The sequence below is a fragment of the Paraglaciecola mesophila KMM 241 genome, assembly GCF_000315015.1.
GTDB classification, from domain to species: domain Bacteria; phylum Pseudomonadota; class Gammaproteobacteria; order Enterobacterales; family Alteromonadaceae; genus Paraglaciecola; species Paraglaciecola mesophila.
Map to the genome: position 1 here is coordinate 99732 of NZ_BAEP01000054.1, position 26033 is coordinate 125764.

General features: G+C 43.8%; 28 protein-coding genes and 4 tRNA genes. 6 read left to right on the plus strand and 26 right to left on the minus strand.

From position 1 onward, the window contains the following. Positions 1-28: 28 nt before the first annotated feature. The 7 genes from clpP to GMES_RS12770 all read right to left on the minus strand — a co-directional run bounded on the left by clpP (position 29) and on the right by GMES_RS12770 (position 3613). Complete coding sequence (gene clpP / locus GMES_RS12740) at positions 29-667, minus strand: ATP-dependent Clp endopeptidase proteolytic subunit ClpP (protein WP_006993119.1); 639 nt, start codon at positions 665-667, stop codon at positions 29-31. An 87-nt stretch (positions 668-754) separates the two neighbouring features. Further along, positions 755-2065 (minus strand): trigger factor, encoded by a 1311-nt coding sequence (gene tig / locus GMES_RS12745; protein WP_006993120.1) that lies wholly within the window; start codon positions 2063-2065, stop codon positions 755-757. Positions 2066-2360: 295 nt separating this feature from the next. Further along, positions 2361-2445, minus strand: a tRNA-Leu gene (locus GMES_RS12750). A 3-nt stretch (positions 2446-2448) separates the two neighbouring features. Further along, positions 2449-2524 (minus strand) — tRNA-His (locus GMES_RS12755). Positions 2525-2552: 28 nt separating this feature from the next. Then, positions 2553-2629: transfer RNA gene (locus GMES_RS12760), tRNA-Arg, on the minus strand. Positions 2630-2659: 30 nt separating this feature from the next. Next, positions 2660-2736: transfer RNA gene (locus GMES_RS12765), tRNA-Pro, on the minus strand. A 244-nt stretch (positions 2737-2980) separates the two neighbouring features. Further along, positions 2981-3613, minus strand: a complete 633-nt coding sequence (locus GMES_RS12770; protein WP_006993121.1) for a hypothetical protein — start codon at positions 3611-3613, stop codon at positions 2981-2983. A gap of 169 nt (positions 3614-3782) precedes the next feature. On the opposite strand from GMES_RS12770, the gene folD reads away from it, so the two are divergent. Continuing rightward, the gene (gene folD / locus GMES_RS12775; protein ID WP_006993122.1) at positions 3783-4640 is read left to right on the plus strand and encodes a bifunctional methylenetetrahydrofolate dehydrogenase/methenyltetrahydrofolate cyclohydrolase FolD; all 858 of its coding nucleotides are present in this window, start codon (positions 3783-3785) and stop codon (positions 4638-4640) included. A gap of 16 nt (positions 4641-4656) precedes the next feature. Then, on the plus strand, positions 4657-5226 hold the full coding sequence (locus GMES_RS12780; protein ID WP_006993123.1) for a DUF1415 domain-containing protein: 570 nt from the start codon (positions 4657-4659) through the stop codon (positions 5224-5226). Between the two features lie 37 nt (positions 5227-5263). Here the strand turns inward: GMES_RS12780 and GMES_RS12785 are convergent, their stop codons facing one another. Genes GMES_RS12785 through GMES_RS12800 form a run of 4 tightly spaced genes read right to left on the minus strand, consistent with a single transcriptional unit; the run spans position 5264 to position 9841 of the window. Beyond that, positions 5264-6304: a DUF4340 domain-containing protein gene (locus GMES_RS12785; protein WP_006993124.1), complete on the minus strand. Its 1041-nt coding sequence runs from the start codon at positions 6302-6304 to the stop codon at positions 5264-5266. After that, positions 6301-8181 (minus strand): GldG family protein, encoded by a 1881-nt coding sequence (locus GMES_RS12790; RefSeq protein WP_006993125.1) that lies wholly within the window; start codon positions 8179-8181, stop codon positions 6301-6303. Before GMES_RS12790 ends, GMES_RS12785 begins: the two co-directional genes overlap by 4 nt. A 2-nt stretch (positions 8182-8183) precedes the next feature. Then, complete coding sequence (locus tag GMES_RS12795; protein WP_006993126.1) at positions 8184-8918, minus strand: ABC transporter permease; 735 nt, start codon at positions 8916-8918, stop codon at positions 8184-8186. 2 nt (positions 8919-8920) lie between these two features. Beyond that, positions 8921-9841, minus strand: coding sequence for an ABC transporter ATP-binding protein (locus GMES_RS12800; protein WP_006993127.1), 921 nt, complete (start codon positions 9839-9841; stop codon positions 8921-8923). Between the two features lie 164 nt (positions 9842-10005). Here GMES_RS12800 and GMES_RS12805 point away from each other — a divergent pair, with 164 nt between their 5' ends. Beyond that, positions 10006-10695 carry an AhpA/YtjB family protein gene (locus tag GMES_RS12805; protein WP_006993128.1) on the plus strand — a complete coding sequence of 230 codons (690 nt, stop codon included), beginning with the start codon at positions 10006-10008 and terminating at the stop codon, positions 10693-10695. Here the strand turns inward: GMES_RS12805 and GMES_RS12810 are convergent. The 10 genes from GMES_RS12810 to rpoE form a co-directional block, all read right to left on the minus strand. After that, complete coding sequence (locus GMES_RS12810) at positions 10692-11462, minus strand: TatD family hydrolase (protein WP_006993129.1); 771 nt, start codon at positions 11460-11462, stop codon at positions 10692-10694. The two genes, GMES_RS12805 and GMES_RS12810, sit on opposite strands and share 4 nt — an antisense overlap. A gap of 12 nt (positions 11463-11474) precedes the next feature. Continuing rightward, positions 11475-12116, minus strand: coding sequence for a pyridoxamine 5'-phosphate oxidase (pdxH, locus tag GMES_RS12815; RefSeq protein ID WP_006993130.1), 642 nt, complete (start codon positions 12114-12116; stop codon positions 11475-11477). A 77-nt stretch (positions 12117-12193) separates the two neighbouring features. Continuing rightward, entirely contained in the window at positions 12194-13096 is a 903-nt protein-coding gene (gene era / locus GMES_RS12820) for a GTPase Era (RefSeq protein WP_006993131.1), read from the minus strand. Next, positions 13089-13772, minus strand: coding sequence for a ribonuclease III (rnc, locus tag GMES_RS12825; RefSeq protein ID WP_006993132.1), 684 nt, complete (start codon positions 13770-13772; stop codon positions 13089-13091). The genes era and rnc overlap by 8 nt, the downstream gene beginning before the upstream one ends. Then, positions 13773-14678, minus strand: coding sequence for a signal peptidase I (lepB, locus tag GMES_RS12830; RefSeq protein ID WP_006993133.1), 906 nt, complete (start codon positions 14676-14678; stop codon positions 13773-13775). Then, entirely contained in the window at positions 14679-16475 is a 1797-nt protein-coding gene (lepA, locus tag GMES_RS12835) for a translation elongation factor 4 (protein WP_006993134.1), read from the minus strand. Between the two features lie 183 nt (positions 16476-16658). Then, a complete protein-coding gene (locus tag GMES_RS12840; protein WP_006993136.1) occupies positions 16659-17162 on the minus strand; it encodes a SoxR reducing system RseC family protein in 504 nt (167 codons plus the stop codon). Between the two features lies 1 nt (position 17163). Continuing rightward, positions 17164-18165 (minus strand): MucB/RseB family sigma factor regulatory protein, encoded by a 1002-nt coding sequence (locus tag GMES_RS12845; RefSeq protein WP_083879611.1) that lies wholly within the window; start codon positions 18163-18165, stop codon positions 17164-17166. Between the two features lie 40 nt (positions 18166-18205). Next, entirely contained in the window at positions 18206-18808 is a 603-nt protein-coding gene (locus GMES_RS12850; RefSeq protein ID WP_006993138.1) for a sigma-E factor negative regulatory protein, read from the minus strand. A 128-nt stretch (positions 18809-18936) separates the two neighbouring features. Then, on the minus strand, positions 18937-19515 hold the full coding sequence (gene rpoE, locus GMES_RS12855; RefSeq protein WP_006993139.1) for an RNA polymerase sigma factor RpoE: 579 nt from the start codon (positions 19513-19515) through the stop codon (positions 18937-18939). 229 nt (positions 19516-19744) lie between these two features. Here rpoE and nadB point away from each other — a divergent pair, with 229 nt between their 5' ends. Next, a complete protein-coding gene (gene nadB, locus GMES_RS12860; RefSeq protein WP_006993140.1) occupies positions 19745-21349 on the plus strand; it encodes an L-aspartate oxidase in 1605 nt (534 codons plus the stop codon). Between the two features lie 2 nt (positions 21350-21351). On the opposite strand, the gene GMES_RS12865 is transcribed toward nadB, so the two are convergent. From GMES_RS12865 to GMES_RS12875, 3 genes are read right to left on the minus strand one after another with little or no spacing between them, the layout of a single operon-like run. Next, the gene (locus tag GMES_RS12865; protein WP_006993141.1) at positions 21352-22332 is read right to left on the minus strand and encodes a MaoC family dehydratase; all 981 of its coding nucleotides are present in this window, start codon (positions 22330-22332) and stop codon (positions 21352-21354) included. Between the two features lie 22 nt (positions 22333-22354). Next, positions 22355-22774 carry a protein YgfX gene (locus GMES_RS22625; protein ID WP_006993142.1) on the minus strand — a complete coding sequence of 140 codons (420 nt, stop codon included), beginning with the start codon at positions 22772-22774 and terminating at the stop codon, positions 22355-22357. 22 nt (positions 22775-22796) lie between these two features. Then, positions 22797-23048, minus strand: a complete 252-nt coding sequence (locus GMES_RS12875; protein WP_011575899.1) for an FAD assembly factor SdhE — start codon at positions 23046-23048, stop codon at positions 22797-22799. A gap of 157 nt (positions 23049-23205) precedes the next feature. Between GMES_RS12875 and ygfZ the strand changes: the two genes are divergently transcribed. Then, positions 23206-24165: a tRNA-modifying protein YgfZ gene (ygfZ, locus tag GMES_RS12880; RefSeq protein ID WP_006993144.1), complete on the plus strand. Its 960-nt coding sequence runs from the start codon at positions 23206-23208 to the stop codon at positions 24163-24165. 68 nt (positions 24166-24233) lie between these two features. Continuing rightward, entirely contained in the window at positions 24234-24719 is a 486-nt protein-coding gene (locus GMES_RS12885) for an FKBP-type peptidyl-prolyl cis-trans isomerase (protein ID WP_033185968.1), read from the plus strand. A 92-nt stretch (positions 24720-24811) separates the two neighbouring features. Here the strand turns inward: GMES_RS12885 and GMES_RS12890 are convergent, their stop codons facing one another. Both GMES_RS12890 and nadE read right to left on the minus strand, forming a co-directional pair. Next, on the minus strand, positions 24812-25150 hold the full coding sequence (locus tag GMES_RS12890; protein ID WP_006993147.1) for a P-II family nitrogen regulator: 339 nt from the start codon (positions 25148-25150) through the stop codon (positions 24812-24814). Positions 25151-25174: 24 nt separating this feature from the next. Beyond that, a complete protein-coding gene (gene nadE / locus GMES_RS12895; protein WP_033186180.1) occupies positions 25175-26005 on the minus strand; it encodes an NAD(+) synthase in 831 nt (276 codons plus the stop codon). Positions 26006-26033: the final 28 nt, after the last annotated feature.

Genomic DNA, 26033 nt, shown 5'->3' on the forward strand with positions numbered 1-26033 from the left:
TGCACTAAACAAAATCAACAATAACTAATTACTTCTTAGCGTCGCTATTGCTAGCATCCGGTCGGTTAGCGAGTACTTGATCCACTAAACCGTAATCCACAGATTCCTGCGCGCTTAAGAAATTATCTCTGTCGGTATCACGAGCTACTTTATCGTAGTCTTGACCCGTGTGAGCCGCCATCAAGCGGTTCATTTTCTCTTTAATTGACAGGATTTCTTTGGCATGAATTTCAAAATCAGACGCCTGACCTTGGAATCCGCCTAGCGGCTGATGGATCATGACACGGGCATTCGGTAGACAATAACGCTTACCTTTCGCACCACCAGACAACAAAAATGCGCCCATACTAGCCGCCTGACCGATGCACACTGTGCTGACGTCAGGTTTTATAAAGTTCATGGTATCGTAGATCGCCATGCCGGCTGTCACTGAGCCGCCAGGAGAATTAATGTAAAGGAAAATATCCTTTTCTGGATTTTCAGCTTCTAAAAATAACATCTGTGCGACGATAAGGTTAGCCATATGGTCTTCGACTTGGCCAACCATGAAAATGACGTTCTCTTTTAGCAAGCGTGAATAAATATCATAAGAGCGCTCGCCTTTAGCAGTTTGTTCAACCACCATAGGTACTAATGCATTTGTAGGATCAAACGGTGTATTCATCATATATATTTCTTCACAAATAAAAATGCTCGGTATTTACCGAGCATTTAAGCAGTTGCAGACTAGATAAGTCAATTAACAAAGGGCAATTTACGCCTGTTTGTTCATGATCTCATCAAAAGCTTTGTTTACTTCTTTCACTTTTGCTTTGTTAAGAAGTACTTCAACAGCTTGCTCTTCTAACGCGACATTTTGCATTTGCTGCATTAATTCGTCATTAGTTTTGTAATACTCGATCACTTCTTGAGGATCTTCATACGCTGAAGCAGCTGTTTCGATCAATGCATCAACCTTAGCAGAATCTACTTTCAACTCTTCAGTTTTGATGATTTCGCCAAGCAACAAGCCAATTGAAACACGCTTACGTGCATTTTCTTGGAACAAGTCAGCTGGAAGTTCAGGAAGATTATCAACATTACCACCTTGTTGCTGGCTGAAGCGCTGCTTAGCTTGCTCACGTAGGGCGTTAATTTCTTGATCAACCAATGCTTTAGGCAAGTCGATTTCGTTGTTTGCTAACAAACCTTCGATAACTTGCTCTTTCACGTTAGCTTTCAACGTTTGCTCAAGTTCACGCTGCATGTTTTTACGTACTTCAGCATTTAGTGCTTCAACGTCGCCGTCATCTACACCAAACAATTTAGCAAACTCTTCGTCAACTTTAGGAAGGCTCAGACCCTCTACTTTGTTAACGGTAATTTTAAACTGTGCTTCTTTACCTTTAAGTGCTTCTGCATGGTAATCTTCAGGGAAGGTCACGTCAGCCACAACTTCTTCGCCAGCTTTAGCGCCAACGATTGGTGTTTCAAAGCCAGGGATCATGCGATCTTTGCCCATTTCAAGTTCGAAGTTTTCAGCCTTACCGCCTTCAAACTCTTCACCGTCGATAGTACCAACGAAATCTACCGTTACACGGTCATCTTTCTTAGACTTACGCTTTACTTCTTTCCAAGTAGCATGCTGTTTACGCAACGTTTCCATCATCGTTTCAAGGTCCGCATCAGTAATTTCTACTACTGGCTTCTCTACTTCGATTTTATCAACGTCTTTGACTTCCACTTCAGGATAAACTTCAAACGCAGCAACAAACTCTAAGTCTTGTCCGTCAACGTCTGTCTTCATTTCGAAGTTAGGCATACCTGCTGGCGTAATTTTTTCTTGAACAATTGCTTCATAGAAGTTGCGCTGCATAGCTTCGCCAGCAATCTCTTGACGTACGGCTTGACCATAACGTTTTTTAATAACGCTTACTGGTACTTTACCTGGGCGAAAACCATTAATACGTTGGGTCTTAGCTAACTGTTGTAAGCGAGACTTAACCTGTGAATCGATTGATTCTGCAGGAACAGTGATGGTAAGACGGCGTTCTAAACCTTGAGTCGTCTCAACGGAAACTTGCATTCTTCTACCTCAACTTTGCGCTCGTCTGCGCATTTATAAAATTTTTGATGGGTTTTTTTATCGGTGGGATACGACCAAGGTAAACTTAATCCACCCATGCAATCGCGAGTTGACCTATTTATCTTCTCGCCTATCCGGATAAAAAAGACGCAGCAGTATAGCGATACAGCTACTTTAAGTCGAGCCGAAATGCGAAATAGTTTAACTCAAAAAAAAATAACGAGGATATGTAGTCAAGACTAAAATATATAAAAGGGAGTAAAACGAGTTGTAACGAAGAATCAAACAAAAAATATGGTGCGGAAGGAGAGACTTGAACTCTCACGCCCTAAGGCACTGGAACCTAAATCCAGCGTGTATACCAATTTCACCACTTCCGCAAGTGGGGTGGACGATGGGGCTCGAACCCACGACAACCGGAATCACAATCCGGGGCTCTACCAACTGAGCTACGCCCACCAAAGCTAACATTGTTGCCAGGTTCGCGTGGTGCGCCCGGCAGGATTCGAACCTGCGACCACCCGCTTAGAAGGCGGGTGCTCTATCCAGCTGAGCTACGGGCGCTCTACGAATCTGTTACAATTTTAGAGAAAGTGGTCGGTGAGACAGGATTCGAACCTGCGACCCCTTGGACCCAAACCAAGTGCGCTACCAAGCTGCGCTACTCACCGACTTAACAACCCGAAGAGTTATTCTCTGTCTCTCAACGGGGAGCGCATAGTAAACAGATGTATTTCTGCCGTCAAACACTTTTTTAAAAGAAATTTACTGACTGCTGTTTTTTTTAGCAATATGGCTGCGATTCAAACAAAATGAGCATTAATCGCACTGATAAGCCGTAAATTCTTTCGTAGCGAGTGATACAGACTAATCATTCATTTTGCCAAATTCCGTGCTGACAATCATAAAACAACTTTATTTTTCGCCATCAAACGTCCACCTACCGTTCTTTTTTGGACTAAACCCAATGCGGTTTAAGTAATTTTCATGTTCATAACTGTCAGCGAGTGCCACTATTTCTTTAAATTCGAACTGTTTCGCAAGTTGTTGCCCCTTGCCAATAACGTATTCACCAAGGTGACAATCACGATAAGCGGGGATCACAAAATCGAAATCTACCACAAAACGACCATTTTCTTCGCTAAAGCCTGACAACATACCTACGACCTCGGTTCGCTCAGTAAGAAAAAAATACGCGCGACGTGGGTCCGCTGAGACTTTCATAAAGCGCGGAAACAGGTGTTTGATTTCTTGTTTGTGGTAATCCAGAAAGAAATCCACGTAGTTTGATGGGCGACTCACAGCAAGGACTGAAAATTGACGCTCAACATCAAACAGTAGTCTTCGTAGAAAAAACAAATTCGTCAGGGTAATAAAGCCATTTAATATTGCCACTGGGTACGCTTGGATAATAATACCGTATAAGCAAAATGACGATGCGCCCGCTAAATTGAACCAACGCAGTCGAACAATCGAACTGCGCGTTAAAGAATAAGCAATTACCGCTGACGCACAATAACCAAAAATTTCTACTGGAGAGAGTTCCAAACCACACACCTTTATAAAGATAACAAATCAGATAGACGCATATCTTTGTTTAGATGCCGGAAAGGGGCAAGAAGATTCGATACTATTTACAAATTAGCACCAGTGCGATTGTTGAAACTGGCACAGTATGTGACAATACAGCCCCCTAGTCTTTCAGTTACTTTATACTATGCCTGCTCAAAAAATTGATGGTAAATTAATCGCTCAACAGGTGCGTCAGCACGTAAAATCTCATGTTGAATCTATTATTTCTTCGGGCAAACGCCCCCCCGGCTTAGCTGTAGTTTTGGTGGGTAGTGACGCGGCATCTCATGTTTATGTGACTAATAAGCGTAGAGCTTGTGAAGAGGTAGGCTTCGTTTCTAAATCCTATGACTTACCTTCAACGACGTCACAACAGAAACTGCTCGAACTTATCGATACTTTAAATGCAGATGAAGAAATTGACGGCATATTAGTTCAGCTACCTTTACCCGCAGGTTTGGACAAAGAACAAGTGCTTGAACGGATATTACCGCATAAAGATGTAGACGGTTTCCACCCTTACAACATTGGTCGCTTGGCTCAGCGTATACCAGCATTACGCCCTTGTACTCCTAAGGGAATAATGACCCTCATCGAATCGACTAAACGCCCAATAAAAGGCCTAGATGCAGTTATTGTGGGTGCATCAAATATTGTTGGAAGGCCGATGTTCATGGAATTATTACTTGCGGGCTGCACGGTCACTAGCTGCCACAAATTCACTAAAGATTTACAGTCTCATGTTGAGCGAGCTGACTTGGTGGTGGTGGCCGTGGGGATTTCTGCGTTCATACCAGGTGAATGGATTAAACCAGGCGCAATTGTGATCGATGTAGGTATCAATCGTCAAACAGATGGCACACTCATCGGTGATGTGGATTACATGACCGCGGAGCAACGAGCGGGCTGGATAACACCGGTACCTGGTGGCGTTGGCCCGATGACAGTCGCGAGCCTAATCGAAAATACGTTAGAAGCTTACGTTAAGTACCACTCAAACTAAGGCATACCTGCGTCACGTGAATATTTCTGCGCCCCCCACTGATGTCATTCAATCCATTCGCACTTGGTTGAGTGACATCATAATTGGCCATAACTTTTGCCCTTTCGCGAAACGTGAATTTGAGCGCAATAGCATTGAATATACTGTAAGCGACGCCTATTCATTAGCAGATGCCACTGATCAATTTCTCGCTGAGCTTCAAATACTGGAAAAAAATAATACCATTGAGACCAGCTTGATTATTTTCAGCTCAGGTTTCAAATCCTTTGATGATTACCTAACATTGGTTGAAATGAGTCAAGCGCTCATCGACAAAGGGGGATATGCAGGGCAGTTTCAGCTTGCGAGCTTTCATCCAGATTATTGTTTTGAGGGCGAGCCTCTAGAGGATTTGTCCCACTATACGAATCGAGCTCCCTACCCTATTTTGCATGTGCTGCGAGAGAGAAGTCTTGAGCGAGTGTTAAAAACCTTCCCCGATCCTGAAAACATCCCAACACGAAATATCGCCAAAGCACGTCAACTAGGCTCGGCTTACTGGCAACGGGTAATGCAACAATTGAGCGCAACACAACCAAAAGACTAGCCGGCTAAATTTCTGGGCATTGCGCTAAAGTAATCACCTATTTAGGCGATTCCCCTTCATCTATCGGGTATGAACGAATTGGCTCTTGCGCTTCTTCTTGCGCTTGCTCAAGTAAGAAGTCATCTAGGCTTTTATTCAATTGTTCCGCATTAAATTTCGGTATTTGATAAATCCAATCAGCCCAGTAATCAGTTGGAGTAGCATTGGCAATGCGTAAATATGCGTTTTCTTGCGTCTGTGCAACTTCAACTTGAAACGCATGTCCATAAGCCGTGTTCACATCTAACGTTAGCATTGGAGTTAACGTTTCCCACTGAAGTGTTGTTTGAGGCAAAAGCTGCTCGAAGTGCAGGCCGGCAAGATTAAGAGCGACGGCATCTAATACCCCAGCGTACTTAAGCGCTTGATTTTGCCCTCGACCGGTTAGCACGAATGAATCATCTGAGCCGGCTCTCACAATCTGCCACGTATCGCCATCCACTCGGGAAATACTGGATAAATCCGTTTCATCAAACGGTAAAATAGGCTGCTGTAACCATTCACTATTAGTCATGGGTAAGCTTATCGCTCGGTCGCTTAACCACGCTTGCGACTGCTTAGGTATACGCATATAACTTTTATTGCCTACTGAAGATTGATTGCCTACTAATACCTGCCAAGATTTGCCGTTGCCGCCGAGCGCAACTAAGGTGGCTAAGCTGTCGTCTGCTGAAATATCTTGTAAGCCTAAATGGTGATAATTACTGGCCTTGCTTGTTTTTGGTTCGATTAACTCGGCTTGGGAGAGCGCATTCACTAACGTAGCCAATTTCTCGCGGTCTACTGGAAACATCCCCACTTGCACACCATTGTCAGCATATACTTCTGTCTGCCAGCGATCCCCCTCTCGCCGAGCATTAAGTAAAACACCTGTGGCGTTTGTCAGGGTGATACGATCCACAGAAGCCGCATTTTCAGTCAGTGACGGAAGCGCCGCATTTGCTGCATCTTGAGAGCTTAGCTTGTGATGCAAAAGCCAGTAACCAGCCCCACACGCCAATACAGTAAGTACGCCTAGCACGATTAAAGAACGATTCATGATGGCTCCTTAACGGCGGCAAAGGACGAAGCATTTTTAGTCTTGTAGCGACTACGTGATAAACGCCTAGCCCCCATCAGTAATAGCACCAATGCTAAAGGAGCAATAACAATGTTGGTGAATTTAATAAGGTTGCCCAAGGTTTCAATATCCTTATCTAACTGGTGACGCACTTCTCGAAGGGATTTGCGTATTTCAATTTTCTGCGCCATAAAATCGTCAATGGCTTTCTGCTGTTGCGAAGAGATAACTAACGCCCCCCCCTCACCTTGCTGCTCTTGTAATTGCGCTAATTGCAATTCTGCCTCTTCCAACTGTTGTTGAAGTATTTTCTCTTGTTCACGGAATTTCTGCTCTGCGACCAACTTGAGCTGCTCTACCTTATCAAAAGGTCGCGCAAAAGTGCCACGACTTCGAATACTAATGAGTGCATCACTGCCTGCAAGATTCTCAACCGCATTGGTGACGAAATCTCCGTTGTTGGCAAATGGCGTAGTAATGGTTTGACCAAAAAATGAAGATTGCTGCACCCAAAATCTGTCTGATAACAAATCGGTATCACCCACTAACATTACATTTAAGTCTTTTGTGCTGGATAATGATCCGTCGCTTTCAATGCCCTCTGGTGGTGACTCGAATGCCGACTTTGCATTTCCTGTGATCCTCGTTGCCAGCACATACTCTTGGTTATTGCTTGTATATTCCTGACTTAACGCTAAAGGCTCTCTTGTCTGTGCATATAATGCACTATCGATCAGATCTGAATTTTTAGTTGAATGAATAAGCTTGGCCCAGCGCTGGCCTGAACTAGCCCCTTTCTTGAAAATCCCAAAAGACGCACCATTAATCAAATCTAAATTTGAAGTGGTGACATCTTTGTCGTTCAATTCATTGGCGCTGAAGCCCACAAAACCAAAGTGCCTAGCAATATCACCGTTTTGGGTGCGCACATCTAAGCCTGCATAAGCATCGAGCAAGACGTGCTGCTCGTCATAGTTAACGCCCCATGCCTCAAACAAACGAGTAAGATTCGAACTGTTCGCACCCATGCCTGACCCCAAGAGCATACTCATTTGATCTGATTCATTATGAGGATCGACAAAAATCAGGGCTCTCCCGCCTTTCATCGTGTATTGGTCGATGGCGTATAATAACTCGTCGCTAAAATTCTTCGGGTGAGCGACAATCAACACATCGGTACCTTTAGGTAACTCAGTCGCATCGCTGCCGATTTTATCGACGACATAGAGTTGCTGTAACTGAGTGTAAAAGGTCCACGGTTGTTCGAACTCCCCCGTCATCGGATTTTGTCCGCCTGCTACTGGCAAATCAGTTAATAACGTCACTTTGACTTGCTTAGGATTAACCAACTGATAAATCAATTTACTGATTTCGTACTCTAAAAATCGCTCCTGCTGGGGATCAAAGAACGCAATCACTTGTTGGTCATCTAGCGCATTTGTTGCGCCTAACCCTAAATAAATCGCTTCTCCGGCGGTACCGATGTTTGCTCCTGTGAGTCCAAACTGATCTGCCCTATCTTCCTTTTCAGAAAAAGGTTCGGGGTCAAGAATATGCAGTTTAATTTTACCGTTGGAGCGCCCAGCGTATTCTTCAAGTAAACTTTGTACCCGCACCGCGTAATTACGCAGGGTCGTCATATTCTTTGATGCTTTGTCGGAAAAGAAAAAGTACAGGTTCAACGGCTCATCAATTTCCGTTAAAATTTGCTGACTACCTTGCGACAAAGAGTAAACATTGTTCTCAGTTAAATCGACACGATATACGCTAAGCAACTGATTATTTAGTAAAACCAAGGCACAAAACAGTGTTGCGATAAAGAGCATGCTTAACCAAGTAATAAATCGAGTAGACATGGTTAATCCGCCTTCTTTTGTTCAATAATAAGTAAACCAGCGTACAACCAAGCTACCGTCACGAGGAAGAAGTACCCCAAATCATTTAGTGCTATCACGCCTTTTGCCATCGCTTCGAAATGGGTCAAAAAGCTAAATGACGCCACAGTATCGAGTAATAACGAAGGCGCCCATCCTTTAAATGAATCCAACACGATAGAACTGCCACTTACGACGAACAAAAAACACACCACAATAGCCAGAATAAAGGCGATAATTTGATTCTTAGATAAGGCCGACATACACATGCCGATAGCCAAAAAAGCGCCCGCCATCAACCAACTTCCTAAGTATGCCGCGACGATAATGCCGTTATCAGGCTCCCCGAGATAATTAACCGTTAACCACAACGGGAAAGTCAAAATTAGTGCTAATCCTAAAACGCTCCAGGCAGCTAAAAATTTACCTAATGTTACCTGCCAAGTGCTCACGGGCAAGGTCATTAATAATTCTATACTGCCGCTTTTGCGCTCTTCGGCCCAACTCCGCATAGCGATGGCTGGTACCAAGAACAGATATAACCAAGGATGAAAATTGAAGAAGGCCAATAAATCAGCTTGACCTCGCTCATAAAAACCGCCGATAAAGAACGCAAATACCGAAGATAACACTAAGAAAATGCCGATAAACACGTAGGCGACAGGTGAGGCAAAGTAACCTGCAAATTCCCGTTTAAACAAAATAAAAATATGTGCCACAGCTAAGCAACCTCCGTTGTCAAATCTCTAAAGACTTGGTCTAAACGACCTTGCTCAATAAACAAAGTATCCACGGGTAATTTCGCACGCTGAACATGGGCAGTGACCTCGTGCAATATATGTTGTCCCGGTTCAGGAAAAAGCGTGACGTGACCTGTTTTTTGCTCAACTTCCATTTCTGCTACCCCTTCTAACTCTGCTAAACCAGAGATGTCAGCTAAATAACTTAAATGGATCGTAACCGCTTGATAGTAACGCGACCGCTGCTGCAATCTTAAGGGCGTATCATCAAACAACAACTTTCCTTTGGCGATGATCATCACACGATTACACACAGCGGTGACTTCTTCTAAAATGTGAGTGGAAATGATGACTATTTTGTCTTGGGCAAGTTGGGTGATTAACTCGCGTACTTGATGTTTCTGATTCGGGTCGAGACCGTCAGTAGGCTCGTCGAGGATTAATATGTCCGGGTCATGAATCAATGCCTGAGCAAGACCAACACGACGTTTAAAGCCCTTTGATAAGTTCTCAATAGGTCGATTGACGACGTCTTGTAATTCAATTTTTTCGATGACGTTTCGAATGCGTTGTTCCTTGTCCTTACCTCTAAATCCTCGGACCTCGGCAATAAATTTTAGAAACTGATAAGTTGTCATATCGCCATAGGCTGGCGCACCTTCTGGTAAATAACCAATTCGTTCCTGGATGTCTTTCGTATGCTGCGCGATAGACATATCAAAAATCTCAATACTACCGTGAGTCGGCTGCAGGAAACCCGTGAGCATTTTCATAGTGGTAGATTTGCCAGCACCGTTCGGCCCCAAAAAACCGACTATGTCTCCAGGTTTGACGTCAAAATTGAGATCTTCGACCGCAGAAAAATGACCGAAGGATTTCGACAAATTCTTAACAGATATCATAGTGTTCCTAGTTATGATCCAAAGAAAGCGTGATAAAGATATAGCCTTCTCAGGTCTCTTTCAACGCTTGCATTCAAGAGAAAGAAAGATCAATTGCACTTAATTGATCATTCTTTAATTTTCACCAAGTTTAACGGTTAATGATCCCCAAAGGGAGTCGAATTTTGTGTTTTACGCGCGAAATTTCTTGGCAAAGTGATGCGCTTCCCTTATTGTCTCGCAATATGAGCATGGCAAAATCACTTCTACATACAGCCGACTTACACATTCATAGTCGCTACTCAATATTCAAGCGTATCATTAATCTGATCATTGTTATCGTGATGGTATTACTGTTCGTGAACCTGTGGTTCGTGGATAACGATAATGCACAGAATTGGCAAAATAAACAGAGTACTCAATTAGGTAATAGCTTAGGGTTAATCAGTAGCCAAATTATTGCCCAACCTCTGATTGATAGGGATAAAGCGCGAATTGATCAAGTGCTAAAAATATTACTCAACGATCCCCACGTAGACGCGGTTGCTGTTTATGATCAATACGGCCAACAGGTGGCACAGCAAGGTGTTGAAAGTTCTATCGTCGCCCAATACCAATCTAATGAACAGAACACGCCCTTAGTATTTGTTAAAGATATTCGAGTAGAAAAGCAGATTTATGGTTATGTTCGCTTATTATTAAGTGAACAGACTGTCATGGCCCTGCACAGTGAATATCAAAGCCAGTTGCGTCAGCAGACTCAAGTACTGGGTATCTTAGCCGCGTTAGCAGCCCTGCTAATAACGCGAATTTTCTACAAAGTGCGTTTCCGGCGTTATATTCATCCCAGTGACGCTGAAAAAGTCACCCATTAGTTTGATATATTGGGCAAGATATTAAGGGTATTTTGCCAACATGCCTGCTTGACGTCGTTTTCAGGTTCCGTCCTCAAGGCTTGAAGCGCATCCAAGATAAGCGGTAAATAGCTCGGACTGTTACGTTCACCTTGTTTACTGTTAATAGGCATATCAGGAGCGTCGGTTTCTAACACCAAACTCGAAAGAGGCACTTGAGCGATCACTGCGCGTGTTTTCTTCGCTCTAGGGTAGGTAATAGTACCGCCAATGCCTAACTTAAAGCCTAGGTCAATATACGCCCGCGCTTCTTGAAGGCTCCCCGAAAAAGCATGAATAATACCGCCATTACAAAACGTACTTTTCTTTAGCAGCCTAATTAAAGCATTATGAGATTGCCTATGGTGCACAATGACAGGTAGCCGATGTTGGTGAGCTAAATCAAGCTGTTCACTAAACACTCGCTCCTGCAGTACTTCGTCGGTGGGCAGACTGAAATCCAAACCAATTTCCCCAACGGCAACCACCTTACCTTGGTGCAAGGATAGCTGTTGGTCCAACAGTTGTAATTGCTCAGTGCGGTAATTGTGCAAAAAATAGGGGTGCAAACCTAACGCGAACTTAAGCTGCGAGTACGACTCACACAGTAAAATTTGCCGTGGCCACATACTTGCTTGGGTGCCTGGAATGACAATTGAATTGACCCCGAGCTGAGCACATTTTAGCAACACTTGGTCGCGATCGAGATCAAAAGCGGGGAAATCTAAGTGACAGTGACTATCGATCACAGTCTGAACTCGTTATGGCATCAAACGTTGAATTGACCAATGCGAGCTGTTTTCTCTGCTAAACAAGAAGCGATCGTGCAATCTGTGCTCCCCTCCCTGCCAGAACTCAATCTCTTGAGGTATGATTTTAAAGCCTCCCCAGAATTCTGGCGCAGGAATTTCCTTACCAGAGAACTTCGTTTTGGTGTCTTCAAAGCGAGAAAGTAACGCATCGCGGCTTTCAATCGATTGGCTTTGTTTGGATGTCCAAGCAGCAAGCTGACTCGATAATGGGCGAGACGAGAAATAGTGTTGTACGTCTTGGCGAGGCAATAGCGAAGCGCTTCCTCTGACTAGCACTTGGCGCTCTAAAATATGCCAAGGAAAGTGCAGAGAAATTTTGCTATTAGTGAGTAGGTCTCGTGCTTTGCGACTACCCAAATTAGTGTAAAAGACAAAGCAACCGTCCATAACATCTTTCAGTAAAACGATACGTTGTGACGGTTGGCCCTGACTATTGACCGTTGCTACTGTCATGGCTGTTGGGTCAGGTAAGCCAGCCTCTACTGCGTCCGCCATCCACTTATCAAACTGTGCGTAGGGATCTGTCAGCAATGACGCTTCGGTGAGATGCCCCTGGCTATATTCCCGTCTTATTTGACTTAAAGGTTGCATGCTTTACTCCCTCAAAAACGCCATTCAATAAATGTTGGTTACAACACGCAAATCTAGGTGCTTACGTGAACTTTAGATCAACTATCTTGCCCGTAACCCAGACTGCGCAGCGCACGTTCGTCATCGGCCCAACCTGATTTTACTTTTACCCAAAGTTCTAAAAAGACCTTGGTATCAAACAGGCTTTCCATGTCTTTTCGGGCTTCTGCACCAATTGTTTTTAAGCGCTGTCCACCTTTACCGATGACCATACTTTTTTGACTATCGCGTTCGACCAATATCAAACCATTAATACGATAAACACCGTTTTCAGCCATCATGAATTGCTCGATTTCGACAGTAATTGAATAAGGTAATTCATCACCTGTGAAGCGCATCAATTTCTCACGGATGATCTCAGCTGCCATAAAACGGCTAGAGCGGTCGGTGATGTAATCGTCAGGGAAATAAAACTCACTTTCCGGAAGTGTTTCATTCACCATGTCGCGTAATTCATTCACGTTCTTGCCGTTTCTGGCTGAAATAGGCATGATTTTATCAAAGGCGTGTTGTTCACCTAACCACTTTAAATGTGGCAGCAATATTTCTTTGTCTTTCACGTTGTCTGACTTGTTAACGATTAACCAGCAAGGCACGTTACTTTGCATAATTTTGGTCAATACCATTTGATCGTCTTCATTCCATTTTGTGCCCTCGACCACGAATAGCACCAAACCAACGTCAGAAATAGAACTTGATGCTGCACGGTTCATAAAACGGTTAATGGCACGCTTCTCTTCAATATGTAAACCTGGGGTATCTACATATATGGCTTGGCGATTTTCATGAGTGTCAATGCCCATAATACGATGGCGAGTGGTTTGCGGTTTGCGTGAGGTAATACTCACTTTTTGGCCTAGAAGCGCATTGAGTAGGGTTGATTTACCTACATTAGGACGGCCGACGATGGCAATCATTCCACAATAAGTGATATCAGACATTTTTTAAATTCTCGAGTGCTTGCTTTGCTGTGCGCTGTTCAGCGCGACGTCTACTTTTTCCACAACCAATAATAGGTTTGCTCAACCCTGATACTGTGCACTGCACCGTAAAGGTCTGGTCATGGGACTTACCGCTAATATCAATGACTTCGTATTCGGGTAAAGGCAATTGTCGACCTTGTAAATATTCCTGTAACCGCGTCTTATCATCTTTGGGCGTTGCGTCTGGATTAAGTGCATCGATGCGCTTCGCAAACCAAGCTAAAATTAAGGGTTCGCAGCCCTGCATTCCCACTTCTTGATAAATAGCACCTATGATAGCTTCAACCGCATCGGCCAATATTGAATCTCGGCGATGACCACCGCTCTTAAGCTCACCAGGGCCAAGTAACAGCAGGTCGCCTAAGGCAAACTCTCTGGCAACTTCTGCCAGAGTATCACCTTTGACTAAACTGGAACGCATTCGCGTTAAATTGCCCTCGGGCTGTTTAGGGAAACGCTCAAAAAGTGCTTTTGCGATAACAAGGCCCAGTACGGCATCACCTAAAAATTCTAGGCGCTCGTTATGATTAGCACCAACACTTCTATGAGTGAGAGCAACCGTGAGGTTCTTTGGGTCCTGAAACTCATAACCAAGTTTGGTGTATAAAGGTTTGTAAGGGTCAATCAACTGCATCTAAATAATGCTACCTACTCGATTAAAACGTACGTCGGTTGGGATCCAGCTTGGTACCCAGCTACTAGGTGCACGGTCGAACTCAAAACTGATCCAAATCGCCACCGCTTTGCCAACTAGGTTTGCATCCGGAACGAATCCCCAGAAACGACCGTCTAAGCTGTTATCACGGTTATCACCCATCATGAAGTACTGCCCTTCAGGGACAATCCACTCATCGGCTTGCGTGCCGGGTTGCTGATAATAATCCTGCGTGCGATTCAGATTACTAGGTAAACGGAAGATGTTATGGGTCACTTCACCTAGTCTTTCTTGATATTTTTCCAGAGGCACAAAGTTTTGATATGCCTCACCGCGATCAACAAAGTTTAATTCTACCGGTTCAATAGCGGCGCAGTCTTTGCCTGAATTACAAGCAGGCTTAACAAATAGTTGCTTGTTTCGGTAAATAACCGTGTCACCTGGTAGGCCAATCACTCGCTTAATGTAATCTTGGCTAGGATTTTTTGGGTACTTAAATACTGCAACATCCCCGCGCTCTGGCACACCTGTGTCCCAAAATTTACTTCTGAAGACAGGGTCTTTTACCCCGTAGGCATATTTTTCAACCAGAATAAAGTCACCCACTAACAAGGTAGGCATCATCGATCCAGATGGAATTTGGAACGGTTCATATAGAAACGAACGTAATACCAATACAAACGCTATAACGGGGAAAATCTGTTGAGATGTATCCACCAACCAAGGTAATGTTTGCTCTTCTGGGTCGCCTGTCACTCTGGAGCCGTCTTCCCCTGTCACCGCTCGCTCTTTACGTTTTGGTGCGAACATTAAAGAGTCAGCAAGCCAAATGAGGCCAGATGCTAGGGTAAGTACCACTAGGAATAATGAGAAATAATTTGCCATTTACTTACCTACCTTAAGTAAAGCAAGGAACGCTTCTTGAGGAAGTTCAACGTTACCCACTGACTTCATACGTTTCTTACCGTCTTTTTGTTTCTGAAGAAGCTTCTTCTTACGACTCACATCACCACCGTAACATTTAGCGATTACATTTTTACGCAATTGCTTAATCGTGCTACGCGCTACAATCTGGTTGCCTATAGCGGCTTGAATAGCGATATCGAACATTTGACGCGGGATCAGCTCACGCAACTTTTCAACCAAATCACGCCCACGAGATTGAGCATTGTCCTTGTGGGTTATCATCGCGAGCGCATCAACTCGCTCGCCATTGATAAGAATATCCAGTCTAGACATTTCAGCTGTTTGGAAGTGTTTGAAATTGTAATCAAGTGATGCAAAACCACGGCTAGTGGATTTAAGCTTATCGAAAAAGTCCATGACGACTTCAGCCATAGGCAGTTCATAAGTCACCGCGACTTGCTTGCCATGATAAGTCATGCTGGTTTGTACACCACGCTTATCTACACACAAGGTAATAACGCTACCTAAATACTCTTGTGGCACAAGAATATGCGCTTCTACGATAGGTTCGTGAATTTCATCAATGGAGTTAACCGGGGGTAACTTTGAGGGATTATCAACGTACAGAGTTTCACCATCAGTGGTCACAACTTCATAAACTACCGTTGGCGCAGTGGTGATCAAATCTAAATCGTACTCGCGCTCTAAGCGCTCTTGAATAATTTCCATGTGCAACATGCCAAGGAAACCAATGCGGAAACCAAAACCTAGTGCTGATGAGCTTTCAGGCTCAAAGAACAAAGACGCATCATTCAAACTAAGTTTAGCCAGCGCATCCCGAAAATCTTCGTAGTCATCTGAGCTTATGGGGAAAAGACCAGCATAAACCTGAGGCTTCACTTTTTTGAAACCTGGTAACGCCACATCCGCAGGTGTGCGAGCAAGAGTAATAGTATCGCCCACAGGTGCACCGTGAATTTCTTTAATACCCGCGACGATAAAACCTACTTCACCTGCACGTAAAATGCCAGTGTCTGTGGCTTTAGGCGTAAAAATACCGACTTTATCAGCTTGATGTACCACACCCGTCGACATAATTTTAATCTTGTCATTCTTGCGTAACTCGCCCTGTACGATACGTACCAACGACACTACACCTTGGTAGTTATCGAACCACGAATCTACGATAAGGGCTTTTAGTGGGGCGTCAATATCACCTTCTGGTGGCGGAATTTGGCGCACAATCACTTCAAGTACATCTTCAATACCAATGCCGGTTTTAGCCGAGCAACGTACGGCATCGATTGCATCAATACCCACAATGTCTTCAATCTCTTCAGCTACGCGATCAGGTTCCGCTTGAGGTAAATCGATTTTATTTAGAATCGGTACCACTTCCATATTCAAGTCAATCGCCGTGTAACAGTTAGCGAGTGTTTGCGCTTCAACTCCTTGACCTGCATCTACGACCAAAAGCGCGCCTTCACAGGCAGCTAAAGAACGCGATACCTCATAGGAGAAATCCACGTGCCCCGGCGTATCAATGAAGTTAAGTTGGTAAGTTTCACCATCTCTCGCTTTGTAGTTGAGCGTGACACTCTGTGCCTTGATCGTAATACCGCGTTCGCGCTCAATATCCATTGAGTCAAGAACCTGCGCTGACATTTCGCGTTCGGATAGACCACCACAATGCTGGATTAAACGATCCGAAAGTGTGGATTTACCATGGTCAATATGGGCGATGATCGAGAAGTTACGTATGTGCTTGTGTTGCATAGACTTTTGAAATGTACCTAGTACGTTTTGCCTGCCCTAAGCGTAATTTTGCAAGCAGCAGATATGTGCTCAAGGAAATTAGGGGAACAAATTAAATTAAATAGACGCGGATTTTACAATTTTATCAGCCAATTTGCGATAAAGAACTCAACTGATATGCATAATTAATGCTCGAAATAGCGTTTAAGGCTCAATGATGTTTACATCAATACAGTCTACTCGGGTTTTCAAGCTTGGTAACACTGCTAAAAGATGGGGTTCGAACTGCGTTCTAGTGCTGCCTGAGATATAGCGTTTCACGCCTAAGAAACTGACAACGGCAGCGACCATGGAAGACAAAATCACCCAACCTTCACCCTCAATTGAGTAGCTTGATAGCAATAAAGTACTTGTGGTCGCCACGACAATCATGGCCAGAAGCGGCAGCATATAAACAAGCAATGAAGCACTTAGCAGCATAGATTCAGGAATACCTAGTTTAACATCTTGCCCTATCGCGACGGGTTCTTCGCATGGTAACCATAGCGCGTCGCGTTTATTGGCTAGCGCTCGAGCAATCACACCCGTGCCGCAATTGTCTTTTGCATGACAACTGCCACAAGTAGATTTTATCTGAGTAGCGATTTTAATAAATTGATGCTCATGACGCATTTGGACGTCAATGACAGTGCCAACTTCTTCAATCATGTCAATTTGTGGCTAAGTGGATGGAACTGGCAATATGATTAGCCGTTTCAGGGGGAAGCTTACCCACAACAGTCACATTCAGCCTGCCTTGATTTAGGGTGAGTAAGGTATCTGATTCGTGGCGCAGTAATATATCTTGGTTTATTCCATCGTTTTGGCTTTCACGCATGTATATGGATACATCTACTAGGCCATCGCTCAACATAACATATTCGACAGATTGCCCTGTGATTGGCAAACGATGAATATCACGTTTAACCTCAACCATGCCGACAGGCATATAGGCAATATCCCAAATCGCTTTAGTGTGCGTTTGCGGCCTTAACTTTAATACCTCTGGCAACATAGCTGGCTCAATTTTTTCAAAAAAATCATCAGGCTGCTCAGTAACGTGACATGCTGTCACTTGTATTTGCTCAAGTAACTGGCCGTTTAAATCCACTAAATTCATTTTGAGCATCAAGCCGGTTTCTTGGTCAAGCCAGACATTCATACCAAATCTAGATTTATCTTTACTGACAATGCGAATTTGCTGCGCGGCTCGCCCAGATACTCTGCTACGGCCCACCATAACAAAATCATAGCTGTCTTTAATTTCATCGGGCTGTTGAAAAAACTCACTGGGAAATGGCCCATTGATAACCCTTGATTGCAAACTATATGGTGGAACATTTGGCTCAAAGTAACTTACTTTATCGTCGATTCGCACGACTTCTCTACCCGGGCCATTGAGTAAATTCAGTTGCTCCATTTTCACACCGCTAACACTCACACCGTGACGCCATAGGTAAGGTTGAGAGTCAACGCCGGGCTTGAGGAGTACAAATGAAATACTATAATTCAGGTTACTATGGGCGTAAGACATCTTTTCGAGCCAGCCATGGGCGCTATCAGACGGAAAAGCTTTAGCAGGTTCACTGTGGGATGACGCTGGAAGGTCTACAGACACCGTATTTTGGTCGTCTTCAACTGACTGACCAATGCTAGAAAAAGATAAAGACACTAGACAGGCAAGCGTAACCTGCCTAATGCATTGAAAAGATTTATTTTTGTGAGGTGCTTTCAACGTTGTTTGACTGTTCAGTATCATATAGCTCTACTTCAGATTCGCCTTCGGCCGGTGCGGCTTTAAAACGTAATTGCTGCTTATGGTCATTCAAGTAGGCGTTAATGACTCTGCGCTGCTCTGATGCATCAGCCCTAGGTAGAGTACGCGTCTGCTCTAAGCTGACCGGTGATAAACCACCTTGAATACCCAACAATGCAGGAGCAGAATTAAATGGTTGCTCTACATCAGTCTGGTTGTATTGCTGAACACCGATTATCATCGCTACTGCAACTGATGCTGCAATGGCCATTTGCCCACCTTGTTTAGCAAAGGGTACCACAGAACCAACCAAAGGTAGATCACGCCATGTTTTCTTCGGTGCAAGAATGGCAGGCTCTAATGCAAGTGCAGCGGCTACATTTGCGGCAATATCAACATTAATTTGCGATGCCATTTCTTTACGCAAACTATCGCGGATTAAGTGATAGCTTTGCCATTTATCGGCAAGCTCAGCATCATTTTTTATTGCATCTAGTAATTGTTCGTCGTGTAACTCACCATCGACTAGAGCAGACAAATTTTCGATTTTTTGCGTCATATAACAAGCTTCCTGAATATACGCTTAAATAAACTGTCACTTGAAATAAAAATCTATCTCAAATTAACTTGTAACTGCAACATATCAACATGACATTGTTACAACAGTTACCGTTCTTAAACCCTTTACTAACGTTGCAGCAAAGGTTGAATAACCTTGTCCAGTGCTTCACGAGCTCTGAATATACGTGATCGAACAGTCCCAACAGGACAATCCATCACATTAGCAATCTCTTCGTAACTTAGCCCTTCTAATTCCCGCAGGCTAATGGCCATGCGTAAATCTTCGGGTAACTTATCCATCGTATCAAACAACAACTTTTCCATTTGGTCCGACATTAAACTTTTTTCTGGCGAATTATTCTCTTTTAAGGCATCACTGCCATCATAGAAATCCGCGTCTTCTGCATCCACATCGCTCGCAGGGGGCTTTCTACCTTGCGAAACTAAATAATTTTTAGCGCTGTTTACGGCTATACGGTATAACCAAGTGTAAAATGCGCTATCGCCCCTAAAATTAGGTAATGCACGATAAGCTTTAATAAAGGCTTCTTGTGCTACGTCAGCAACGTCACCGGAGTTCTTCACATAACGTGATACCAAGTAAGACACTTTGTGTTGGTACTTAACCACCAACAATCCGAATGCGTCTTTGTCTCCACGTTGCACTTTTTCAACTATTTGTTGATCTGTTAACTGCTCGCTCATTCGAGCCGATACTCCTGCTACAAATATTATTTTGGCTCATGCAAGCACTATAATTGACCGTGCCTTTTGCAATAAGTTCGTTTTGTAAGAATTTTTTTCGAAATAAATTCGAAATGTAGTTTTGTTACTGTGAGCTAATAAGGGTTGATCCAACTTAATATCATTGTATTTTTTACTACATTAATTAGTATTGCCACCCTCTATTGGCATTATTGGTGTAGTTTACCCTATGCACTCCACTGTTGAACATCGTTGTGACGTACTAATTATAGGCAGCGGCGCTGCCGGACTTAGCCTAGCATTGAAATTGGCTGAGCATTGCCAAATTATTGTTTTAAGTAAAAGTAGTTTAGCGGAAGGGTCGACCCGATACGCCCAAGGCGGCATCGCCGCTGTATTCGATGAAGATGATTCAATCGAATCTCACGTAAAAGATACGCTCAATGCAGGAGCAGGTTTATGTGATGAGCAGGCGGTTCATTTTACTGCTTCTCGTGCGAAAACCTGTATGCAGTGGTTAATTGACTTCGGTATGCCGTTCGATCAGATGACCGATAGCAACGATGGTGAACAGCGCTACCATCTTACACGTGAAGGTGGGCACAGCCACAGGCGTATCCTGCACGCAGCAGATGCGACCGGTGAAGCAGTTCAAGTCACTTTAATCGAAGCGGTCAAACAACATCCGAATATCCATATATTTGAGCGTTATAATGCGGTTGATCTAATCAAGAGCAAGGATGAGCAAAATCAGTTGTTAGGTGCCTATGTGTGGAACCGGAAACATGAACATGTTGAAGTGATCCGCAGCAAATTCACCGCACTTGCCACTGGCGGCGCCAGTAAAGTTTATCAGTATACTTCCAACCCAGACGTTTCTAGTGGTGATGGAATAGCCATGGCTTGGCGTGCTGGCTGTAGCGTTGCCAATATGGAGTTTAATCAGTTTCACCCAACTTGTTTATTTCATCCTGAAGCACGCAACTTTTTGATCAGTGAAGCTCTTCGAGGTGAAGGGGCCTTTTTATGTCACGCAGATGGCACGCCTTTTATGCAAAAATTTGATGAGCGTGCTGATTTGGCCCCTCGAGATATAGTCGCACGAGCTATTGATTTCGAAATGAAGCGCCTTGGTGCCGATTGTATGTACTTAGATATCAGCCATAAACCCGCTGATTTTATCAAAAAGCATTTCCCGAACATTTATCGTAAATGCCGCGCTTTGGGCATCGACATCACCAGACAACCTATCCCAGTCGTTCCAGCAGCACATTATAGCTGTGGCGGTGTAGTAACTGATTTTAATGCAAAAACCGACTTAGATAACTTGTACGCTTTAGGTGAAGTAGCTTATACCGGTTTACATGGTGCAAATCGTATGGCTAGTAACTCGTTACTGGAGTGCATAGTGTTTGCTCACTCAGCAGCTGATCACATAATCAAGCGATTAACTGACAGGGACTCAAATGAGGATATTCAGCCTTGGGATGAGTCACAAGTGGGCGACTCGGACGAGGAAGTTATTATTCAGCATAATTGGCATGAGTTACGTCTTTTCATGTGGGATTACGTGGGGATAGTGCGCACTGACAAGCGTTTAGCAAGGGCGCAGCATAGAATTGAGCTGTTAAAACAAGAAGTCGATGAATACTATTCTTACTTCAGAGTGAGCAATAATTTACTAGAACTGCGCAACTTGCTCACCGTTGCTGAGCTTATTGTTAAGTGCGCGCAGCAGCGCAAGGAAAGCCGAGGCTTACACTACAATCTAGACTACCCTGGCTTGCTCGAAAACCCGAGTCCTTCGGTCGTCCCCGGAAAAATCACCAAATAGTGTCAGATAGACTGCACCTCTCCAGTCAGGTGGGGTGCCCCTGTAGTTTGGCTCTTAAGAGAAAACTTCATCGCCCTCTTCAGAGTATTATTTGAAACCCCTTTCTTGTTAACTTCTTCAATAGTCCCAACATCCTTATTAGTCCCAACGTCATCAGCTTTACTGTGATCAGCCTCATATTGTGAAAATACGACACGACTTGGCAACATTGCAGGCTTAATGAATTGAACCTGAGTGTTAAATGGCTGAACGAATAAATCCGGCGTTATCTGCTCTAATGCGGATAAACAACGAGATTTAGACCACATACCATGAGCGATGGCGTGTTTAAAACCAAACAACCTGGCGCTTAGTTTTGATAAGTGAATGGGGTTAAAATCTCCTGACGCTCTCGCATAATCACGCCCTAAGCCGGAATTCAGTTGCCACATCTGCTGACTCTGGACGCCCCATTTAAGCCCAATTGAGGCCTCATTCGCTGGCGTACTTTCTTTATTCAGCGGATTGAATTTAGTACTTCGATACAAATTGCTGCTGACGGATGACCAACACAACTCTCCATTGACGTGCACATCTGTAGCGATTGAAAATACAATCCCTTTAGCATGGGGCTTCATCTCTTTAAAATAACAACGAAACACACAGGCTTCACTCACGCGCACTGGGCGATATTGAGTAATTTCATTATTAATGTGCACCAAACCCAACAAAGCGAAGGGAAAATCCTTTTGCAGCATTAACATCAAATGCATTGGAAAACTCACCACGTGCAAATAACACGGATGGAGATGATCCGATTGCCATCGCGTCACGGCATGAAACTGCTTGATACTTGAATCTAATAAATGTGTCGGAGCAAAAGACAAGGACAGCTTGGGTAAATCGTCGAACGTAGGCGGCAATTGAGTAATATTATCTCGTTTAAGTGCCGCCCTAAACATCAAGCTAGCAAAACGCGGTAACGTCGTTAATGGAGTCTTCATAATTTTGATTTTTGGCTTTTGTTTAGCAGGTTCTTGCACGTTGCTGACTTGCTATAATACAACGACACAATCGACGATAGTCTTTCTCACTAACGCTGTCCTTGAATATCCAACTCCAACGAATAGAAGCCTTCTGGGGTTGATGTCGCTGTAACAGAGGTATGCGTTGCACCCATAGTAGACTGCCGAGCATTTTAGATTGCTCACCAATCCACCAATTTGCATCTTGCCTGGCATTGAGATAATTCCACTCACCTTCGTAGCTCACCTGCACCACGAACTTAGCGTGTTCTCTTTTTCGCCAGATGCTTATGCAGTAGATTGTAAGCAAACTGCCTAATATGAACTGCAGTAATAACTGATAACGCAGGCTATGAGGCTGCCAAGCAAAAACACTTGTTAATAAAACAACATAAGCCAAACAGGCAATATACGCTTGCATTCGCGACGGTTTTACTTCAACTCTATACTTTGACACGACTTAATATGTGATCTATCAGGCGCTTGTAATCAGGATTATTACACGCTTGATGGCCCATAAGCCAAGCGTATAAATCGGGATCATCACATGTTAGCAGGCTCTCAAAAATAACTTTATCCGCTTCAGATAAATCGTTAAATCCCTCTTCGACAAACGGCATAAAGATAACATCTAATTCTAACATTCCGCGCCGGCATGCCCATTTCAGGCGCGCATATCTTTGTTTGGTAAACATGGATCATCCTATTGTGATTATTCGAGCGCAGTTTAGCATAATTTACCGTGTATAATCCTCATCTGAAACGCCATTGCTTTCTCAATATTTCCCCTTGCTAAAAAGCATTTTAACCTCATATTAATTATCCATTACGAATTAAGCTGAGATAACACTTGTGATAAACACCATTGATACCGCGGACACCATCCCTGCAGATTTTATTTGTCGCTTAGATGACTTGCATGTACTTAACATCAGTGGTGAAGAGCGTATCAAATACTTGCAAGGCCAGGTCACCGCTGACATGACAAAACTTAGCGCCCATGATGCTCTGTTTGGCAGCCACTGTGACTTTAAAGGCAAGACTTGGAACATTTTTTACGCCCTAGAGCACAATGAGTCTGTGCTTTTCGTAAGCCATAAAGAGAGTGCCGCGGCGTCATTGCCCGAACTTAAAAAATACGGCGTGTTCGCTAAAGTCGACTTTGTCGATGAGCCAACCCAGTGGTCATGCTTTGGTGGACAAGGGCAGCAGCTAGAGGCTGTTATCAGTAAATTATTTGGTGATATACCGGCTGAACACCTACAATCGCTTAGCAATGCTAACGGTGTGGTGTTAGCTCTAGGCTCAGAAAATAAACGCTTCATGCTTGTACTAACACCTGAAGGCCAAGCTCAATTAGCGCTACATGAAACGCTAACATATGCTGATAAGACGCTATGGGAAGTGCTTGATATAAAAACAGGGATTGCTGAATTGCGTGCTGCCACCAGCAATGAATTTGTACCTCAAATGATGAACTTACAAGCACTAGATGGCATCAGTTTTAACAAGGGTTGTTACATGGGTCAAGAAGTGGTGGCTCGGACTAAGTTTTTGGGGAAAAACAAGCGAGCGGCTTTCATACTTAAGGCTGACGAATCGGTAAATCTACTACCAGGCGATAACCTTGAAATTCCGGTCGGCGAAAACTGGCGAAAGGGGGGCACAGTGCTGCGCAGTGCAACCTTAGGCAAAGAAACTTGGTTATTAGCCGTTGTGGCAAACGATACTGAAGTTAATTCGATAATGCGTTTGAAAGATCGACCTAATGCGGTATTTACCGTGCAATCTCTGCCATATTCATTAGAATAAAAGGCGAATACTTAATTTTTAATCGGTGAATATTTCATGTATTCACCACCAATTTTTATGGGTACCCAATGAATATAACCACCAACACAGTCGTTACCATGCACTTCACTGTAAGTGCGCCCGATGGCACACAAATCGACTCGTCAAAAGAATCAGAACCAATGGTTTTCTTGCAAGGTAGTCATTACCTGATCCAAGGTTTAGAAGATCATTTGGAAGGTAAAGAGGTTGGTGAGAAATTCGTTATCGATATCGAGCCTGAACAAGCCTATGGCGAGCGCCACGACACCCTAGTTCAAGAAGTGCCACGTTCAATGTTCGAAGGTATGGAAATTGAGCCAGGTATGACATTCCGAGCAACCACAGATGAAGGCGAGCAGTCTGTGATGATCCTTGATGTTGATGAAGAAACCGTTGTGGTTGATGGCAATCATCCGTTGTCTGGCCTGACGCTTACATTTGATGTAGAGGTATTAGAAGTACGCGCGGCAACTGAAGAAGAAATAGCCCACGGCCATCCTCATACTGCTGAAGGATGTGGCCACACCCATTAGTAGATAATACTAATCGGGTAAGACTAACCGGTAATAAACACAAACGAGGCCAAATGGCCTCGTTTTTTATAGCATGTGCTCAAGCACTTGAATCAAACGGCGTCTTCGTTTTCCTCCCCTGTACGGATACGAATAACGCGTTCGACTTCGTATACGAAAATTTTACCATCACCGATTTTGCCGGTTTGCGCCGTTTTCATAATCGCTTCGATAGCAAGTTCTACTTGCCCGTCTGGGATAACGACCTCTAGCTTCATTTTAGGTAAAAAGTCTACATTGTATTCGGCACCACGATATAACTCCGTGTGTCCTTTTTGACGTCCAAAGCCTTTAACTTCAGTTACCGTCATGCCACTCACGCCGACTTCAGCAAGTGCTTCTCGCACATCATCCATTTTAAACGGCTTAATAATCGCTTCGACTTTCTTCACTTTTCTTCTCTCCAGATGGTGTGCTTAATCATAAATTGTGGGAATAGGTACACGTTTATGTTGCGTCTTTTTATAAATTTCCAATAGGCGATCTGTTACTTGTTGTGGCACAGGCTTCCCTTCAAGAAAATCGTCAATGTCATCATAACTCATTCCCAATGCTTGCTCGTCAGCTTTTTGCGGGCTTAAGCTCTCAAGATCAGCTGTCGGCGCTTTATGTACAAGGTTATCGGGTGCGCCCAAATAACTTGCGACCTGTCTAACCTGACGTTTATTCAGGCCAAACATTGGCGCCAAATCACAAGCGCCATCACCGTACTTAGTATAGAACCCAGTGATATTCTCAGCAGAATGATCCGTACCTAACACTAAACCGTCAAGCATGCCTGCAATTTCATATTGCACAACCATGCGTGTTCTTGCTTTAACATTGCCTTTAACAAAATCACGTTTGGTATCGCTAGCAGGTAGTAGCCCTGCGTCACTTAATGCTTTGCTCGTTTGCTCATCAATCGCATCTGCACCAGGCTGCACGTTGACCGATATTGATTGGCTCGGTTGGATAAAATCAATCGACAATTGTGCGTCGTCTTCATCGGCTTGCACTTTATAAGGCAACCGCACAGCAACAAATTGGTAATCAGAGCTTGATGGTGAATTCAATTGATTCACCGCAATTTGTGCTAATCGACCTAGAGTGCAAGAGTCTATTCCACCACTGATCCCCAGTACCAGGGTCTTTAACCCCGAAGCAACCAGATGGGATTTAATAAAATTAACACGGGTTTGTACTTCGCTTTCAACATCAATTTGCGGTTTCACACGCATTTCGTCAATCACCGCTTGCTTGTGCATTTTTCTCTCACTCTGCTGGTAAAACTGA

Bases quoted from the DNA above. Each gene is read 5' to 3' on its own strand.
- clpP (WP_006993119.1), bottom strand. From the start codon at position 667: ATGATGAATACACCGTTTGATCCTACAAATGCATTAGTACCTATGGTG.
- tig (WP_006993120.1), bottom strand. From the start codon at position 2,065: ATGCAAGTTTCCGTTGAGACGACTCAAGGTTTAGAACGCCGTCTTACC.
- folD (WP_006993122.1), top strand. From the start codon at position 3,783: ATGCCTGCTCAAAAAATTGATGGTAAATTAATCGCTCAACAGGTGCGT.
- GMES_RS12785 (WP_006993124.1), bottom strand. From the start codon at position 6,304: ATGAATCGTTCTTTAATCGTGCTAGGCGTACTTACTGTATTGGCGTGT.
- GMES_RS12790 (WP_006993125.1), bottom strand. From the start codon at position 8,181: ATGTCTACTCGATTTATTACTTGGTTAAGCATGCTCTTTATCGCAACA.
- GMES_RS12800 (WP_006993127.1), bottom strand. From the start codon at position 9,841: ATGATATCTGTTAAGAATTTGTCGAAATCCTTCGGTCATTTTTCTGCG.
- pdxH (WP_006993130.1), bottom strand. From the start codon at position 12,116: ATGCAACCTTTAAGTCAAATAAGACGGGAATATAGCCAGGGGCATCTC.
- era (WP_006993131.1), bottom strand. From the start codon at position 13,096: ATGTCTGATATCACTTATTGTGGAATGATTGCCATCGTCGGCCGTCCT.
- rnc (WP_006993132.1), bottom strand. From the start codon at position 13,772: ATGCAGTTGATTGACCCTTACAAACCTTTATACACCAAACTTGGTTAT.
- lepB (WP_006993133.1), bottom strand. From the start codon at position 14,678: ATGGCAAATTATTTCTCATTATTCCTAGTGGTACTTACCCTAGCATCT.
- lepA (WP_006993134.1), bottom strand. From the start codon at position 16,475: ATGCAACACAAGCACATACGTAACTTCTCGATCATCGCCCATATTGAC.
- GMES_RS12840 (WP_006993136.1), bottom strand. From the start codon at position 17,162: ATGATTGAAGAAGTTGGCACTGTCATTGACGTCCAAATGCGTCATGAG.
- GMES_RS12850 (WP_006993138.1), bottom strand. From the start codon at position 18,808: ATGACGCAAAAAATCGAAAATTTGTCTGCTCTAGTCGATGGTGAGTTA.
- rpoE (WP_006993139.1), bottom strand. From the start codon at position 19,515: ATGAGCGAGCAGTTAACAGATCAACAAATAGTTGAAAAAGTGCAACGT.
- nadB (WP_006993140.1), top strand. From the start codon at position 19,745: ATGCACTCCACTGTTGAACATCGTTGTGACGTACTAATTATAGGCAGC.
- GMES_RS12865 (WP_006993141.1), bottom strand. From the start codon at position 22,332: ATGAAGACTCCATTAACGACGTTACCGCGTTTTGCTAGCTTGATGTTT.
- GMES_RS22625 (WP_006993142.1), bottom strand. From the start codon at position 22,774: ATGCAAGCGTATATTGCCTGTTTGGCTTATGTTGTTTTATTAACAAGT.
- GMES_RS12875 (WP_011575899.1), bottom strand. From the start codon at position 23,048: ATGTTTACCAAACAAAGATATGCGCGCCTGAAATGGGCATGCCGGCGC.
- GMES_RS12885 (WP_033185968.1), top strand. From the start codon at position 24,234: ATGAATATAACCACCAACACAGTCGTTACCATGCACTTCACTGTAAGT.
- nadE (WP_033186180.1), bottom strand. From the start codon at position 26,005: ATGCACAAGCAAGCGGTGATTGACGAAATGCGTGTGAAACCGCAAATT.